Source organism: Pelagimonas sp. KU-00592-HH, assembly GCF_040369695.1.
GTDB lineage: Bacteria > Pseudomonadota > Alphaproteobacteria > Rhodobacterales > Rhodobacteraceae > Shimia.
In genome coordinates, this window is sequence record NZ_BAABWM010000001.1 from 673326 (window position 1) to 687740 (window position 14415).

A 14415-nucleotide genomic window follows, 5' to 3' on the forward strand; every position below is an offset into this window, starting at 1 on the left:
GATCCTTACGCAGCAGCGCGCGAGATCAGGACGTCGTCCACTTTCTTCGCCGCCGCCGCTTCGTCACCGCCGGAAACGGCTGCAACTTCGCGGGTCAGGCGCTCAAGCGCGGCTTCATACAGCTGACGCTCGGAATAGCTTTGCTCGCGCTGGTCATCGGTGCGGTGCAGGTCGCGAACAACTTCGGCAATCGCGATCAGGTCGCCCGAGTTGATCTTCTGTTCATACTCCTGGGCGCGGCGCGACCACATCGCGCGTTTGACCTTGGCCTTGCCCTTCAGGGTCGTCATAGCTTGGTCAACCACGTCGGGCGAGCTCAGACCGCGCATGCCGATTTCCACGGCCTTGTTGGTCGGTACCCGCAGGGTCATCTTGTCTTTTTCGAAAGAGATCACAAACAGTTCCAGCTGCATGCCGGCGATTTCCTGCTCTTCGATCGACAGGATCTGACCCACACCGTGAGCCGGATAAACAACATAGTCGTTCGGGCGGAATTCGTTCTTCTTGGTCTTGCTCATGTAGTCCTTCCTAGCGTGAGCCTGGATAACGCCAGACAAAAGCACACTCACGGGAAACGATGTTCCCCGTGCAGGGATTTTCTCGGGCGCAAAAAGCCATCCAATGCGGTACTTACGCGCGGATGGCTGTGAGGCGGTATATTTTGTAACGACAATATAACATAGAAAATGCCCCTTTCAAAGCAGGAGCACGGGAAACACAGGGTTTCCCGTTTGTTTTTAGGCTCTTAACGCCCTCTGCACCGCCGATTTTGCGGGTCCAGCACGCGAATCACGTGTTAACCACCTTCGCCCGGCGCTTCCGAGAAATACTTTTCCATCTTGCCTTCTTCACCGTCACGCTCCTCTGCCTCGGGCAGCGGATCTTTCTTGGTGATGATCACCGGCCAGACTTCCGAGTACTTGCGGTTGAACTCGACCCATTTCTCCATATCCGGCTCGGTATCCGGGCGGATGGCATCAGCAGGGCATTCCGGCTCGCAGACACCGCAATCGATACACTCGTCCGGATGAATCACGAGGAAGTTCTCACCCTCGTAGAAACAATCCACGGGGCAGACCTCGACGCAGTCGGTGTATTTGCAGGCTACGCAGTTTTCGGTCACGACATAGGTCATTGATGAGTCTCGTCTACACGTTATTTGGGCACTTAGCTAAATCAGCCGGGCCGGTCATTCAAGTTCCTGCCCGCGTTTAAGATCGAGTTTGCGTCGATCTCGCTTGGTCGGGCGTCCATTTCCCTCGTATTTAGGCGCAGGCGGAACGCTGTCTTTGACTTGGCTCAAGTCCAGGTACAGCTTCTGGGCCTCGGGGGCAGGTCCACGCTTGTCGGCAAAGCCTTCGATTTTCACAACACGGATACTGCGCGCCTGCGGAAAGGTCAGCACGTCGCCCACCGCAACGCCATGGCTGGCCTTGGACACCTTGCTGGAATTCACCCGCACATGGCCACCTGTCACGACCTTGGCCGCCAGCGTACGCGTTTTGAAAAACCGCGCATGCCACAGCCACTTGTCCAGACGCTGCTTTGGAGAGGGGTCGCTCAAGAGGGTGTCCTCTGTCAGCCTGCCCAAGGACAGGCAACGCCCGGGCCCCAAGAGGCCCGGACCACGGGAATTATCCCTTTTCTTTCAGCCCCATAAGCGCGGCTGCAAAGGGGTTATCCGGATCAATCGCTTTTTCCTTCTTGGGCGGACGTGCCTGGAAGGACTTGGCCGAGTTGTCACGACGCGGACCACCTTTGCCTTTCGGCTTGCCCTTGCCACGCGGCTTGTCGCCCTGCTGGTCACGACGGCCGCCCTGCTGCTGGCCACGCTCCCGGCGCGGGCCGCGATTGTTCTGACGGTTACCACCCCAGGTGAAGGTAAAGAACACCTCGGTTTCCGGCGCGGCATCGGCAGCCGCCTCGGCGGGTGCTTCCGTCTGGGCTTCGACAGGTGCTTCCGCTTCAACCGCGGGCGCTTCCTCGGTCGCGGCATCCTCTTTCGGAGCCTCTGCCGGAGCGGCCTCTTCCACCGGCTTCACTTTTTCGCGTTCGCCCTTCTCTGCCTTGTAACCAAGACCCTGCATCAGGTCGGCGAACTGCTCCAGCGTCATGCCAGTGATCGACAGCATGTCGGCCTTGGCCTCGAAACCACCGCGGCTGTCTTCGACGCGCAGCATGTCCGCCAGACGCTCAAGCATGTCGATACGGATCGCACGCTCACCGGCGGCGCGATAGCCCGCCATGGTGTGATAGCCCTGCGGCAGCCCCTGCCCGGCAGGCACGGTCACCAGACCCGGAGGCGGCGCTTCGGGGAATTCCTGAAGGCCATTGGCCAGCGACCACAGCACAAGACGCAGGCGGGTCGGCGCGGGCTTAAGAAGCAGCGGCATGAAGATGGTGAACTGGCCAAAGCGAATGCCGTGTTTGCGCAGCGCGCCACGGGCATCCTGATCCAGTTCCTTGACCTCGGTGGCCACGTCGCCACGAGTGATCACGCCAAGGTTCTCGACCATGCGGAAGGCAAAGCCACGTGCCAGACCGGACAGTTCCTCGTCTTTCGACAGGTTCAGCAGCGGTTCGAACAGGGCCGCGATCTTACGGTCGATAAAGTGTTGCAGGCGACGCTGCACTTTCTGCACGACTTCTGCACCGGCTTCGTCGTCAACGAAGACCTCGACGCCCGGCTTGAGAGCATCCGCGCCGGCAACCAGTTTGCCAACCGCGTGTTCGCCCCACATGAGGCCACCCTGCTCGGTAAAATCAATCTCGGTATCGGGTGCGTTGTAGAACCGATCCGCCCGCAGATGGAATTGCGGCGCCAGCGCCTGCAGGCTCGCCTGCTTGAGCGTCTTGGCTTCCTGCCCGGTTGCTTCCTTGTCCGCGATAAAGCGGAACCCTTCGAGGCGACCGACGAATTCTCCTTCGACGGTCACTTCACCCTTGTCATTCACATCGGCCAAAAGGGCCTCCTTCTGTTTGAGCCGGCGCAAGAGCACGGATGTGCGCCGGTCCACAAATCTCTGCGTCAAACGCTCGTGCAGCGCGTCCGACAAGCGGTCTTCTACAGCGCGCGTCTCGCCGCGCCAATGGTTTTCGTCATCAACCCAGCCGTTTCGCTGCGCGACATATGTCCACGTGCGAATATATGCCAGCCGTTTGGACAAAGTGTCGATGTCCCCGTCCGTCCGGTCCAGCCGTTTGACCTGTCTGGCCATCCAGTCGTCGGGCACACGCCCGCTTTCATGAAGATAGCCGAAAATCCCCTCGATCAAGCTGGCGTGCTCGGCGTGGCTGATTCCCCGAAAATCCGGGATGCGGCAGACATCCCACAAGAGCCGAACCGACGGCGCGCTGCTGGCCCGTGCCATCACCTCGGCCGACCGCTCCATCGACTTCAATGCCATCAGGTCGTCGGCTTCCCGCGCCTTGACCAGCATTTCGTCACGCGGGTTTTCTTCCAATGACCGGATCAGCGCGGCAACCGTCCCGAACTCAAGCCGCGCATTGCGCCAATTAAGCTTTTTTATTGGGGTAAAGCGATGATCCATGATCGCTTCGGCCACTTCGGGATGCAGCGGCGGTGCTTCGCCAGTAACGCCAAAAGTGCCGTGGCTCATCCCGCGCCCGGCCCGCCCCGCAATCTGGGCAAGCTCATTCGGCGCAAGCGGACGCATCCGCCGTCCGTCAAACTTGGTCGTCGCCGAAAACGCCACATGGTCGATATCAAGGTTGAGCCCCATGCCGATGGCATCGGTCGCCACCAGATAATCCACATCGCCGTTCTGATAGAGTTCAACCTGCGCATTGCGGGTGCGCGGCGAAAGCGCCCCCATGACCACGGCCGCACCACCTTTCTGGCGGCGGATCAGCTCGGCGATGGCATAGACGTTATCAACCGAGAACCCGACAATTGCCGAGCGCGGCTGCATGCGCGAAATCTTGCGCGATCCGGAGTAAGACAGCGTCGACATCCGCTCACGACGCAGGAATTCCACCCCCGGCACCAGAGTCACCATCGTGCCTTTCATGGTGTCGGACCCAAGGAACATCGTCTCGTTCTGCCCGCGCGCCCGCAACAGGCGATCGGTGAACACGTGCCCGCGCTCGGGATCGGCACAAAGCTGGATCTCGTCAATCGCGACAAAATCCGCGCCCAGCCCCTCGGGCATCGCCTCGACGGTACACACCCAATATTGCGTGCGCGGCGGAACAATCCGTTCTTCACCCGTCACCAGTGCAACAACAGACGGTCCACGTGCCGCCACGATCCGATCATAGACCTCGCGCGCCAAAAGACGCAGCGGCAAGCCGATAACCCCGGTGCGGTGGCCCAGCATACGTTCGATGGCATAGTGGGTTTTGCCGGTATTCGTCGGCCCCAGAACCGCCGTGATCCGCGCCTGTGAAGACATGTCTTTCGCCTGTCGTTAGAGCGCCTGTCCCTTGACCTGCGGCTCGAGTCTTTGCAGGGCTTCTGTTACGTCCGGATGGGTCGGATGTATAGCCTTGACTTGGGAGTAGGCATCCCAGGCATCTTTCGGCTGATCCAGCATCTCGAAAATGGCCGCCAAACCAAGGATGGCTTCATAGTGTTGCGGATTGAGCGCCAGCGCCTGTTCCAGATCATGCACCGCCGGCCCAAGCAGACCGGTCTGGAAATAGGCCCCTGCCCGCGAAACCCAGCCCTCGGCAAACTCCGGCGCGTGATCCACCAGAGCCGTGAAATGTTCGATTGCCACGTCGAATTCATTGCGTTCCATCGCATTGCGTCCGCGCTTAAGCAGGAAATCTGCCGAAGCCGATCCGGACTTGCTCCACTCCAACTCGATTTCCTTGGCGATGATTTGCGCGGCAGTCGGATCCGCATCACGCAACTGTAACAACAAGTCATCCAGCTGGGAGGCACTCGCAACCATTGGTTGCAACAATACTGTTGCAACAGCGGTTGCCGCGACGATAGGTTTGAGAAAACGGTTAAAGCAACTCATAACTTTAGTGATATTAGAGTGCGCAGACGAAATTAAAAGATGCGCGAACACAAAGGATCTGTCTCATGAGCGATATCGTAAACGCAGCAGTGGCTGCCCTGACTGAAAAACTGGGTGGCGACAGCTTTGACGGCTCGGCCAAATTCGTCATCGAAGACGAAGGCGCACTGATCATTGATTCGGACGGTGTTCGTGCCTCCGACGACGAAGCCGACGTGACCCTCACCGCCGATGCCGACACCTTCCAGTCGATCCTCGAGGGTGACACCAACCCGACCGCCGCTTTCATGTCCGGCAAACTCTCGGTTGACGGCGATATGGGCCTTGCCATGAAACTCGGCTCTGTTCTCAGCTGATGACATTGCACCCCGCCCCCTTTTTTCCGGAGGTTGCCGACGGTCCCGAAGGCGGGGCTGCGCATTGGCTGACATGTGCGGACGGGGTGCGCATTCGCATCGCCCATTGGCGAGCAGAACAGGAAAAAGGCACGATCCTGATGTTTCCGGGTCGTACCGAATATGCCGAGAAATACGGCCGTGCCGCTACGGCCTACGGCAAACGCGGCTACGCGATGGTCGCCATTGACTGGCGCGGACAAGGGCTGGCGGATCGCCTGATCCCTGATCGCGACGCGGGCTATGTCGAGAAATTCTCGGACTACCAGGTCGACATTGCCGCTGTCCTTGAAGCCGCAGAAGCACTTGATCTGCCCAAGCCCTATTTCATGATCGCCCATTCGATGGGGGGCTGTATCGGGCTGCGGGCGGCCATGTCTGGCCTGCCGATCAATGCCGCCATGTTCAGTGCCCCGATGTGGGGCATCCAATTGTCGGCCCTCATGCGCCCGACCGCATGGGCCGTTAGCTGGGCCAGCAAACAGGTGGGTAGCAGCGCGAAACTCACCCCTGGCACCAAGGCCAAGACCTACGTTCTGGCAGAGCCGTTTGAAGGCAACACGCTGACCCATGACCCTGACATGTATCGCTACATGCAGGTACAGATGGAACAGGTGCCCGAAATGGCGCTGGGTGGCCCCTCGATGCACTGGCTTCACGAGGCATTGGTGGAAACCCGCGACCTTGCTGCACGGGCCGCACCTGAATTGCCTGCCATCACCTTCCTGGGCACCGACGAAAAGATCGTCGACCCCGCCCGCATCCATCAACGCATGGAAACCTGGCCCAACGGGGAACTGGTAATGGTCGAAGGTGCCGAACACGAAGTCATGATGGAGCTTCCGGAAATCCGCGACGCCATCTACGACCAAAGCGCCGCCTTCTTCGATCAGCACCTCAGCAACGGGACCACGCACCGCGAAAGCGCGTGATCCGCTGCTCCCCTGAAATCAGGCGTCCTGCATCACGTGGCTGCGCTGACGGCCAAGCCCTGCAACCTCAAGTTCCATGATGTCCCCGGCCTTCAGGTAGACCGCAGGTTTCATCCCCATACCAACACCCGGCGGCGTTCCGGTGGCGATCACGTCCCCCGGATGCAGCGTCATCATTTGGCTCAGGTAGGAAATGATCTCGGCCACCGAGAAGACCATCGCCTTGCTGTTTCCGGTCTGCATCCGCGTGCCGTTCACATCCAGCGACAAGTCAAGGTTCTGCGGGTCAGCCACTTCATCCGGCGTAACCAGCCAGGGGCCGATCGGGCCGAACGTGTCACAGCTCTTGCCCTTGGTCCACTGGCCGCCCCGCTCGGTCTGATACGCCCGCTCGGACACGTCATTGGCCGTGCAATAGCCCGCCACGTGATCCAGCGCATTCTCGACATCCACATATTTCGCGGTCTTGCCGATCACCACGCCCAGTTCGACCTCCCAATCGGTTTTCACCGAACCACGGGGCAGGACCACCGGATCGTTCGGTCCGACAATCGCGCTCGTGGCCTTCATGAACAGGATCGGCTCTTTCGGCAGGTCCATTCCCGCTTCTGCCGCGTGATCGGAATAGTTCAGGCCAATGCACATGAACTTGCCCACCTGCCCGACAGGTGCCCCGATCCGCGGCGTCCCTTCAACCAGCGGCAGGCTCTCCGGGTCGACATTCGGCAAATCCGCCAGAACCGACCCGGCAATATCCGGAACAACACCCGACAGATCCCGGATGTTGCCTTGCGCATCCAGAACCCCCGGCTTTTCCGCCCCGATCTCACCGTAACGCAGAAACTTCATCTCACTCTCCCTCAACTTTGCTTGATACATGCCTAGGCCCACCCCGGCCAAAAGGCAATGTGACGGCCTTGCCCCCTTGCACCCCCTGCCCCCCTCTGCCTATCTGTTCCTCAACCATAGACATGAGACAGAGGCCCAAGATGCGCGACCTGCCCTTCCCCGTTCGAGACGCAAACACCAGCCACGGCACCGACAACCTCGGCAACCTGCCCGAATGGGACCTGAGCGATCTCTACACCGGCGAGGAAGCGCCCGAACTCGAGGCCGATCTCGCTTTCCTTGAAAAAGAATGCAGCGCCTTTGCCGCCGACTACGAAGGCAAACTCGCCGATCTCGACGCCGCTGGCCTTCTGAATTGTGTTCTGCGCAACGAGAAGATCAGCCAGATTTCCGGCCGCATCATGTCCTATGCAGGTCTGCGCTACTACCAGCTCACCACCGACGCCGAGCGCGCCCAGTTCATGTCGAACTGCCAGGAAGCCCTCACCAACTTCTCGACTCCGCTGGTGTTCTTCACGCTGGAACTGAACCGCCTCGAAGACGATCACCTCGACGCGCTCTTTGCTGCCAATGCCGATCTCGCCCGCTACAAACCGGTTTTCGATCGCATCCGCGCCATGAAGCCCTATCAGCTGTCGGACGAGCTCGAAAAGTTCTTGCACGATCTCGGCGTTGTCGGCGACGCATGGGAGCGTCTGTTTGACGAAACCATCGCGGGCCTGACCTTCGACATGGAAGGCGAAGAGCTCAACATCGAAGCCACCCTCAACTTCCTGACCGAACAGGACCGCAGCAAACGCGAGGCCGCTGCGCGTGAACTGGCACGCGTCTTTGCCGAGAACATCAAGATTTTCAGCCGTGTGCACAACACTGCGGCCAAGGAAAAAGAGGTGATCGACCGCTGGCGCAAGATGCCCACCGCCCAGACCGGACGTCACCTTTCGAACGATGTCGAACCCGAGGTTGTCGAGGCCCTGCGCGATGCCGTTGTCGCAGCCTATCCGAAACTGTCGCACCGCTACTACGAACTCAAACGCAAATGGCTGAGCCTTGACCGCATGCAGGTCTGGGACCGCAACGCGCCCCTGCCGATGGAAGACACCAAGACCGTGTCATGGGAAGACGCGCAAAAGACGGTCATGGACGCCTACAACGCATTTGATCCCCGCATGGGCGAGATTGCCGAGCCGTTCTTTACCAAGGGCTGGATCGACGCCGCCGTGAAACCGGGCAAGGCCCCGGGTGCCTTTGCCCATCCGACCGTCACCAACGTCCACCCCTACGTGATGCTGAACTATCTCGGCAAACCGCGCGACGTGATGACCCTGGCCCACGAACTCGGCCACGGCGTGCACCAGGTTCTGGCCGCCGAACAGGGCGAAATGCTCTCCTCCACCCCGCTGACGCTCGCCGAAACAGCCAGCGTCTTTGGTGAAATGCTGACCTTCCGCAAGATGCTTGATGCGGCCGAAACCCAGGAACAGCGCAAGATCCTGCTCGCGGGCAAGGTCGAGGACATGATCAACACCGTCGTGCGTCAGATCGCCTTTTACGATTTCGAATGCAAACTGCATGCGGCGCGGCGTGAAGGGGAACTGACACCAGATGACATCAACGCGCTCTGGATGTCGGTTCAGGCAGAATCCCTCGGCCCGGCCTTCGACTTCATGGAAGGCTACGAGACCTTCTGGGCCTACATCCCGCATTTCGTCCACTCGCCCTTCTACGTCTACGCCTATGCCTTCGGAGACGGCCTCGTGAACGCGCTCTACGCGGTCTATGCAGAAGGCGACGCGGGCTTCGAGGACAAGTATTTCGACATGCTGCGCGCAGGCGGCTCCAAGCACCACAAGGAACTGCTTGCCCCCTTCGGCCTCGACGCCTCCGATCCGAAATTCTGGGACAAGGGCCTCAGCATGATCTCGTCGATGATCGACGAATTGGAGGCGATGGAAGGCTAAGGCCCAGACAGAGGGCCACGCCCGTCCCTGGGAGGGCGACCAAAACACTGGTGCGGCACGACACAGTGCCCCACCCACAACCTGTTGATGTTCGAAACGCCGCAAAACGCCCTCCCGTGGGGAGGGTCGGGCGTGGCCCGACGATGCCGGGCCAAATGGCGATGTAGACGAAATTGAGCGCAGCTCAATTTGACTGCGAGACCATGCTCTTCAGTTTTCAGATAAGTATTTCTCGACCGCCTCTTTTGGTGTGAGGATTTCTTTCACCCCAAGCGCCTTCAACTCTCCGATTTTTCTTTGAAAATCCCTCACATTATTGGTCACAAAAACATCGCGACCACTAAGCATGTGGGCATGTAGAGTACTTGCATCGCAAAAAAGGTTGGTCCTTTTCTTCTCAGACATCAGTGCTCCTGAGCGGTCCAATTGTGGAGCAACAATTTTTCGAATTTTTTCGTAGAGCTCTACGTCTTCGACACTTTGAATGACCGAGCTGCCAATAAAGGAACGGCCAATTACCGCGGGAGCCGCTACGGCTTTCCTTGCAGAGAGGCCAACTTTTGCCAAACGTTTTTCAAACGTCTCATACCTCTTCGTCTCCCAAACCTCTCTAGGCATGTTTTCCGCGGCGGATACAGACGTTACGGCAACATCCAGCAGCCCTCCTTCGAAGGCATCAATTAGCCGCGCCACATACTTCCCATCAACTTCCCCATTTTCGAGCGCGATGATGCAATTCCAATCCAACTTCAGCGTAATCAAAAAACTCTCCAAAATGATGCATTCACTGAGGTTGCGCTGACTACTTCAACTGACTGTCCTTTGACCCACGCCGGTTGATGCCGCCGCGCGCCTTGAAAGCGCCGTCGCGGTCCTGCTGACAGTCGATACACAGCTTCACCCCCGGAATGGCCGCGCGGCGTTTCTCAGGGATTTCCTCCTCGCATTCGGCGCAGAACTTCAGGCTTTCGCCCACGGGCTTCTTCTGTGCCTGCATCCGCGCCAACTCGTCGCTGATCGAGGCTTCGATCTGTTCACTTACCGCGCCATCGCGCGCCCAACCACCGGCCATGGGCCCTCCTTCGAAAGACCTCCAGCCTAGTCACACAGACGCCCGCTGGCAACGCCCCTGGAAAACGCAAAACGCCCCGGACTGTCTCCGGGGCGCTCCGCTCGTTCTTGTCAACCGGATCAGGCGCTTGCCAGCATCCCCTTTTCCGCTGCCAGTGTCCGCATCCGCTTTTGCAGCTTCTCGAAGGCACGTACTTCGATCTGGCGAATACGTTCACGGCTCACGCTGTACTGGCCGCTCAGGTCCTCAAGGGTCACGGCGCTTTCCATCAGGCGGCGCTGGGTCAGAATGTCCTTTTCGCGGTCATTCAGCACGTCCATCGCCTCGGCCAGAAGCTCGCGACGCGCGTCAAGCTCATCCTTGGCCTCATAGTCCGCAGCCTGGTCGGCATCCTCGTCCTCGAGCCAGTCCTGCCACTCCATCGTGCCTTCGCCTTCAGAGCCGATCTGGGCATTCAGCGACGCATCCCCACCGCTCAGGCGGCGGTTCATCGAGATCACCTCGTCCTCGGTCACACCAAGGTCGTTTGCGATACGGGCAACGTTCTCGGGACGCAGGTCCCCCTCTTCAAGGGCACCGATACGGGCCTTGGCCTTGCGCAGGTTGAAGAACAGCTTCTTCTGCGCCGAGGTCGTCCCCAGCTTCACAAGGCTCCACGAGCGCAGGATGTATTCCTGAATGCTCGCCCGGATCCACCACATGGCGTAGGTCGCCAGACGGAAGCCCTTTTCAGGGTCAAATCGCTTCACCGCCTGCATCAGGCCCACGTTCGCCTCGGAAATCACCTCGGCCTGCGGTAGACCATAGCCGCGATAGCCCATGGCAATCTTTGCCGCCAGACGCAGGTGAGATGTCACCATCTTGTGCGCGGCTTGCGTGTCTTCCTGCTCGACCCAGGCTTTGGCCAGCATGTATTCCTCTTCCGGCTCCAAGAGCGGGAACTTGCGGATTTCCTGCATGTAACGGTTCAGACCACCTTCCGGTGTCGGTGCGGGCAGGTTTTTATAGTTGCTCATTCTGTCTCCCCCTCCAATGTTTAAGGGCTTAACATCGAGATAGGTTGGCGCTAACGGGTTTTCAAGAACCCTCTCTCGAAAATCTTAGTCGAAAATGAACATGGCCCCCGCGCATTTCCACCTATGTGTCACGGGTTTCACGCATATGTGTGAAGGGTTACGGGCCTTTGCGCAAAACGGCAATCAGATCGGCCATATCCTGCGGAATAGGCGCCTCGAAACGCATGTTTTCGCCGCTCACGGGGTGCTCGAACCCAAGCACCGCTGCGTGCAGCGCTTGTCGCGGAAAGCCGCGGGTCGCTTCAATCCCCTTCACCCCGATTGCCTTTTCAGACAGCTTGCGCCGCCCGCCATACACCGGATCACCAACCAACCCGTGCCCCGCATGGGCCATATGCACGCGGATCTGGTGGGTGCGCCCGGTCTCGAGCCAGCATTCCACCAGCGCCGCAACCGCCGGATTGCCAAAGCCTTCCACGATCCGCGCCCGCGTCACCGCGTGCCGTCCGCCCTGGAACAGCACCGCCTGCCGCTGTCGGTCGGTCTTGTGGCGGGCAAGATGCGTGGTGATCCGCATGATGTTGCCGGGCTCAAAGTTCACGCCCTTCACCCCCCGCAGACGCGGGTCATTGGCATCAGGAACGCCATAGACCACAGCATTGTAATACCGCTCGACCGTGTGCTTCTCGAACTGCGCCGCCAGCCCCTGATGTGCGCGGTCGCTCTTGGCCACCACCAAGAGACCGCTGGTGTCCTTGTCGATCCGATGCACGATCCCCGGACGCTGCACCCCACCAACCCCAGACAGGCTGTCTCCGCAATGATGCAGCAGAGCATTCACCAAGGTGCCATTCGGCGTGCCCGGCGCGGGATGCACCACCATCCCCGCGGGCTTGTTGATCACGATGAGATCGTCATCCTCGAACACCACGTCCAGTGGGATGTCTTCGGGGCCGATGTGGCTCTCGTCCGCAACGGGCACCGCGATCTCGACCTGATCCTCCTCGGCAACCTTGGCCTTGGCGTTGGTCACAACCGCGCCATTCACCCGCACACAGCCCTCTTCCAGCAACCGCGCAAGTCGCGTGCGCGACAGGGATGCTTCCACTGGCACATCCCGCGAAAGCGCCTTATCAAGGCGTGCAGGCGGATCAGCGTTGATCTGGAACGAGACAAGGGACGTTGCCATGGATGAGACTCCTGAACCGGTGGAACCGGCCAATCTTCGGTTTCTGCGCCTGCTGGTGACTGGCCTCACAGGCATCATGATTGTCGGGCTTGTAGTGGTTGTCGCACTGATTGTCATCCGCCTGAATGACGATGGTCCCACAATGCCCGATCAGATCACCCTGCCCGAGGGTGTGTCGGCTTCGGCCCTCACCATCGGCGAGGGATGGTGGGCGGTTGTGACCGATGACAACCGCATCCTGATCTACGACCAGATGACAGGCGCATTGCGTCAGGAGATCGAGATCAAGTAACGATCTCACGACTTTCAACAGCAAAGATCGGAACCGGCTCTGCGTACCCCTTGAGCGCGACCGGAGCCTGCTCTGCGAACCGCACCCCTTCGGCCCCTTCGGCAGCCTCACGCGTGGCCCGTTCCACCAGGACTTCTCCCGGCCCAGCCTTGCTACAGAGACGCGCGGCAAGGTTCACGGTTGAACCCAGCACGGTATAATCCATCCGGTCCCGCGCCCCCATCGCCCCAAGCACCACATCGCCCGACGCCAGCCCAAGACCCACCTCCAGAGAATAGCCTTCATGCCCGCCCAAAAGGGCCGCAAGCGCCGTCTTGATCTCAAGCGCGCATTGCACCGCCCGCTGTTCCTTGTTCTCACCCACGAACATCGCCATCAGCTCGTCCCCCACGAACTTGTCGATGTCTCCGTCATAGCGTTCCACGATCTCGGCCTGAACTTCGAAATATCGGTTCAAAACCTCGATCACTTCCTCTGGCGTCACGGTTTCCGAAAAGGCGGTATAGCCGCGAATATCCGAGAACAGCATCGTGACCTCGCGCCGCTCACCGCCACGCGACATCCCTTCTTCGCCCCGCGCCTGAATGGCCGTCATGGTTTCCTGACTGACAAACTTCATAAGTTCCAGCCGTTCCCCCAACTGCGCCGCCATCACGTTGAACCGCTTTGCCAGATCCCCGATCTCGTCGCGTGACCGCACGTTTTCGACCCGCGCCGCAAAGTCCCCTTCCCCGACACGTTCGGCCGCACGGCCGATCCTCAGGATAGGCGCTGTCAGCCCGCGTGAAAACAGCAGCGCCGCAAGCGAGGCTGCCGCAAAACCGAGGCTGCCCACCACGATAATCCGCCGCATCATCTCGTGGATCACCGCATAGGCATTGGCCTCGCTCAACTCGGTGATCACCGCCCAGGGGAACCAGTCGGGAAAGGCATAGGCGCCCAACATCGACGTCCCGTCAGGCCGCACATAACCCTCAAGCGCATCCGCCCGCGCCCCCGCCACGATCAGGGGCATCGCCGACCCCACGATGGCGCGGCTAGCGATCACCTCGGGCGCATCCACCAGCACCGTGCGCCCCGCGTGGTCCACAATCGTAATCTCGCCCCGCTGATGGAACGGGTGACGTTCAACGCTTCTGCGCAACTCACCCAGGTCCAGCTTGGCCACCAGCGTCAACCGCCTCCCGGCAATGCGCGACTCCATCGGCAGCGCCACGGTCGCGATCCAATCCCCGGTTTCGGCAAGCTGCGCCACAAGCGGCCGGCCGAACTGTCCGGTTGCCACGACGTTGTCCACCACGGCCGAAGGCGTCGACAGGGTCTCGACCGGATCAAGACCCGCACCCGCCAGACGCTCGGCATAGGCCTGATCTGACACCAGCATCGGCAAGTCCGCGCCTTCGAGGCTCAGCTGCAGGGCCACCACGTTGGCCAGCTCCTCCATGCCCAGCGTCAAAAGCGATACCTTCTGGGCAACATCCAGCTCGTGGTTATCCACCCCGTTGCGGATCACCGAAAGCGGCGCAAGCCACTTGCCCTGATAGATGCTGTCGAACTCGCCCCGCAACTGGGCAGCAACGCCCGTCAGGTCTTCGTTGGCGGCACTTTTCAACTCGTCCCGCGTGATGCGCACGAGGTTTTCCCCGACAAGCGCCAAGGGGGCCACCGCAACGCAGGCTGCGAAGACAAAGAATTTGAGAGGAAGGGGAAATCGCATT

The 14415-nt window shown here is 60.0% G+C and carries 15 protein-coding genes; 4 read left to right on the plus strand and 11 right to left on the minus strand.

Features of this window, described 5'->3' with window-relative positions; genetic code table 11:
- Window positions 1–5 precede the first annotated feature (5 nt).
- The 5 genes from ABWV42_RS03415 to ABWV42_RS03435 form a co-directional block, all read right to left on the minus strand.
- Complete coding sequence (locus tag ABWV42_RS03415; RefSeq protein WP_255104863.1) at window positions 6–518, minus strand: CarD family transcriptional regulator; 513 nt, start codon at window positions 516–518, stop codon at window positions 6–8.
- A 278-nt stretch (window positions 519–796) separates the two neighbouring features.
- Window positions 797–1135 carry a ferredoxin FdxA gene (gene fdxA / locus ABWV42_RS03420; RefSeq protein ID WP_093318948.1) on the minus strand — a complete coding sequence of 113 codons (339 nt, stop codon included), beginning with the start codon at window positions 1133–1135 and terminating at the stop codon, window positions 797–799.
- A gap of 54 nt (window positions 1136–1189) precedes the next feature.
- Window positions 1190–1564 (minus strand): RNA-binding S4 domain-containing protein, encoded by a 375-nt coding sequence (locus tag ABWV42_RS03425; RefSeq protein WP_255104861.1) that lies wholly within the window; start codon window positions 1562–1564, stop codon window positions 1190–1192.
- Between the two features lie 70 nt (window positions 1565–1634).
- Complete coding sequence (locus ABWV42_RS03430; RefSeq protein WP_353338891.1) at window positions 1635–4415, minus strand: helicase-related protein; 2781 nt, start codon at window positions 4413–4415, stop codon at window positions 1635–1637.
- 15 nt (window positions 4416–4430) lie between these two features.
- Complete coding sequence (locus ABWV42_RS03435; RefSeq protein ID WP_353338892.1) at window positions 4431–4919, minus strand: tetratricopeptide repeat protein; 489 nt, start codon at window positions 4917–4919, stop codon at window positions 4431–4433.
- Between the two features lie 137 nt (window positions 4920–5056).
- Between ABWV42_RS03435 and ABWV42_RS03440 the strand changes: the two genes are divergently transcribed.
- Window positions 5057–5347, plus strand: a complete 291-nt coding sequence (locus tag ABWV42_RS03440; RefSeq protein ID WP_255104858.1) for an SCP2 sterol-binding domain-containing protein — start codon at window positions 5057–5059, stop codon at window positions 5345–5347.
- Entirely contained in the window at window positions 5347–6318 is a 972-nt protein-coding gene (locus ABWV42_RS03445) for an alpha/beta fold hydrolase (protein WP_353338893.1), read from the plus strand. The genes ABWV42_RS03440 and ABWV42_RS03445 overlap by 1 nt, the downstream gene beginning before the upstream one ends.
- An 18-nt stretch (window positions 6319–6336) precedes the next feature.
- On the opposite strand, the gene ABWV42_RS03450 is transcribed toward ABWV42_RS03445, so the two are convergent.
- Window positions 6337–7167 carry a fumarylacetoacetate hydrolase family protein gene (locus ABWV42_RS03450; RefSeq protein WP_353338894.1) on the minus strand — a complete coding sequence of 277 codons (831 nt, stop codon included), beginning with the start codon at window positions 7165–7167 and terminating at the stop codon, window positions 6337–6339.
- Window positions 7168–7307: 140 nt separating this feature from the next.
- Between ABWV42_RS03450 and ABWV42_RS03455 the strand changes: the two genes are divergently transcribed.
- Window positions 7308–9128 carry a M3 family oligoendopeptidase gene (locus ABWV42_RS03455; RefSeq protein ID WP_353339509.1) on the plus strand — a complete coding sequence of 607 codons (1821 nt, stop codon included), beginning with the start codon at window positions 7308–7310 and terminating at the stop codon, window positions 9126–9128.
- A gap of 210 nt (window positions 9129–9338) precedes the next feature.
- Here ABWV42_RS03455 and ABWV42_RS03460 read toward each other — a convergent pair whose 3' ends face one another.
- From ABWV42_RS03460 to ABWV42_RS03475, 4 genes are all read right to left on the minus strand, one after another.
- The gene (locus tag ABWV42_RS03460; RefSeq protein WP_353338895.1) at window positions 9339–9890 is read right to left on the minus strand and encodes a hypothetical protein; all 552 of its coding nucleotides are present in this window, start codon (window positions 9888–9890) and stop codon (window positions 9339–9341) included.
- Between the two features lie 40 nt (window positions 9891–9930).
- On the minus strand, window positions 9931–10200 hold the full coding sequence (locus tag ABWV42_RS03465) for a DksA/TraR family C4-type zinc finger protein (RefSeq protein WP_255104851.1): 270 nt from the start codon (window positions 10198–10200) through the stop codon (window positions 9931–9933).
- A gap of 119 nt (window positions 10201–10319) precedes the next feature.
- The gene (gene rpoH, locus ABWV42_RS03470) at window positions 10320–11216 is read right to left on the minus strand and encodes an RNA polymerase sigma factor RpoH (RefSeq protein WP_255104848.1); all 897 of its coding nucleotides are present in this window, start codon (window positions 11214–11216) and stop codon (window positions 10320–10322) included.
- Window positions 11217–11373: 157 nt separating this feature from the next.
- The gene (locus ABWV42_RS03475) at window positions 11374–12405 is read right to left on the minus strand and encodes an RluA family pseudouridine synthase (protein ID WP_353338896.1); all 1032 of its coding nucleotides are present in this window, start codon (window positions 12403–12405) and stop codon (window positions 11374–11376) included.
- On the opposite strand from ABWV42_RS03475, the gene ABWV42_RS03480 reads away from it, so the two are divergent.
- Window positions 12404–12697, plus strand: a complete 294-nt coding sequence (locus tag ABWV42_RS03480) for a DUF6476 family protein (RefSeq protein WP_353338897.1) — start codon at window positions 12404–12406, stop codon at window positions 12695–12697. The two genes, ABWV42_RS03475 and ABWV42_RS03480, sit on opposite strands and share 2 nt — an antisense overlap.
- Here the strand turns inward: ABWV42_RS03480 and ABWV42_RS03485 are convergent.
- Window positions 12690–14414 (minus strand): adenylate/guanylate cyclase domain-containing protein, encoded by a 1725-nt coding sequence (locus tag ABWV42_RS03485; RefSeq protein ID WP_353338898.1) that lies wholly within the window; start codon window positions 14412–14414, stop codon window positions 12690–12692. The two genes, ABWV42_RS03480 and ABWV42_RS03485, sit on opposite strands and share 8 nt — an antisense overlap.
- Window position 14415: the final 1 nt, after the last annotated feature.

What these genes read in the sequence shown, in the direction of transcription:
- ABWV42_RS03415 (WP_255104863.1), bottom strand. Translation starts at nt 518, where the DNA reads ATGAGCAAGACCAAGAAGAACGAATTCCGCCCGAACGACTATGTTGTT.
- fdxA (WP_093318948.1), bottom strand. Translation starts at nt 1,135, where the DNA reads ATGACCTATGTCGTGACCGAAAACTGCGTAGCCTGCAAATACACCGAC.
- ABWV42_RS03430 (WP_353338891.1), bottom strand. Translation starts at nt 4,415, where the DNA reads ATGTCTTCACAGGCGCGGATCACGGCGGTTCTGGGGCCGACGAATACC.
- ABWV42_RS03435 (WP_353338892.1), bottom strand. Translation starts at nt 4,919, where the DNA reads ATGGTTGCGAGTGCCTCCCAGCTGGATGACTTGTTGTTACAGTTGCGT.
- ABWV42_RS03440 (WP_255104858.1), top strand. Translation starts at nt 5,057, where the DNA reads ATGAGCGATATCGTAAACGCAGCAGTGGCTGCCCTGACTGAAAAACTG.
- ABWV42_RS03445 (WP_353338893.1), top strand. Translation starts at nt 5,347, where the DNA reads ATGACATTGCACCCCGCCCCCTTTTTTCCGGAGGTTGCCGACGGTCCC.
- ABWV42_RS03450 (WP_353338894.1), bottom strand. Translation starts at nt 7,167, where the DNA reads ATGAAGTTTCTGCGTTACGGTGAGATCGGGGCGGAAAAGCCGGGGGTT.
- ABWV42_RS03455 (WP_353339509.1), top strand. Translation starts at nt 7,308, where the DNA reads ATGCGCGACCTGCCCTTCCCCGTTCGAGACGCAAACACCAGCCACGGC.
- ABWV42_RS03465 (WP_255104851.1), bottom strand. Translation starts at nt 10,200, where the DNA reads ATGGCCGGTGGTTGGGCGCGCGATGGCGCGGTAAGTGAACAGATCGAA.
- rpoH (WP_255104848.1), bottom strand. Translation starts at nt 11,216, where the DNA reads ATGAGCAACTATAAAAACCTGCCCGCACCGACACCGGAAGGTGGTCTG.
- ABWV42_RS03480 (WP_353338897.1), top strand. Translation starts at nt 12,404, where the DNA reads ATGGATGAGACTCCTGAACCGGTGGAACCGGCCAATCTTCGGTTTCTG.
- ABWV42_RS03475 (WP_353338896.1), bottom strand. Translation starts at nt 12,405, where the DNA reads ATGGCAACGTCCCTTGTCTCGTTCCAGATCAACGCTGATCCGCCTGCA.
- ABWV42_RS03485 (WP_353338898.1), bottom strand. Translation starts at nt 14,414, where the DNA reads ATGCGATTTCCCCTTCCTCTCAAATTCTTTGTCTTCGCAGCCTGCGTT.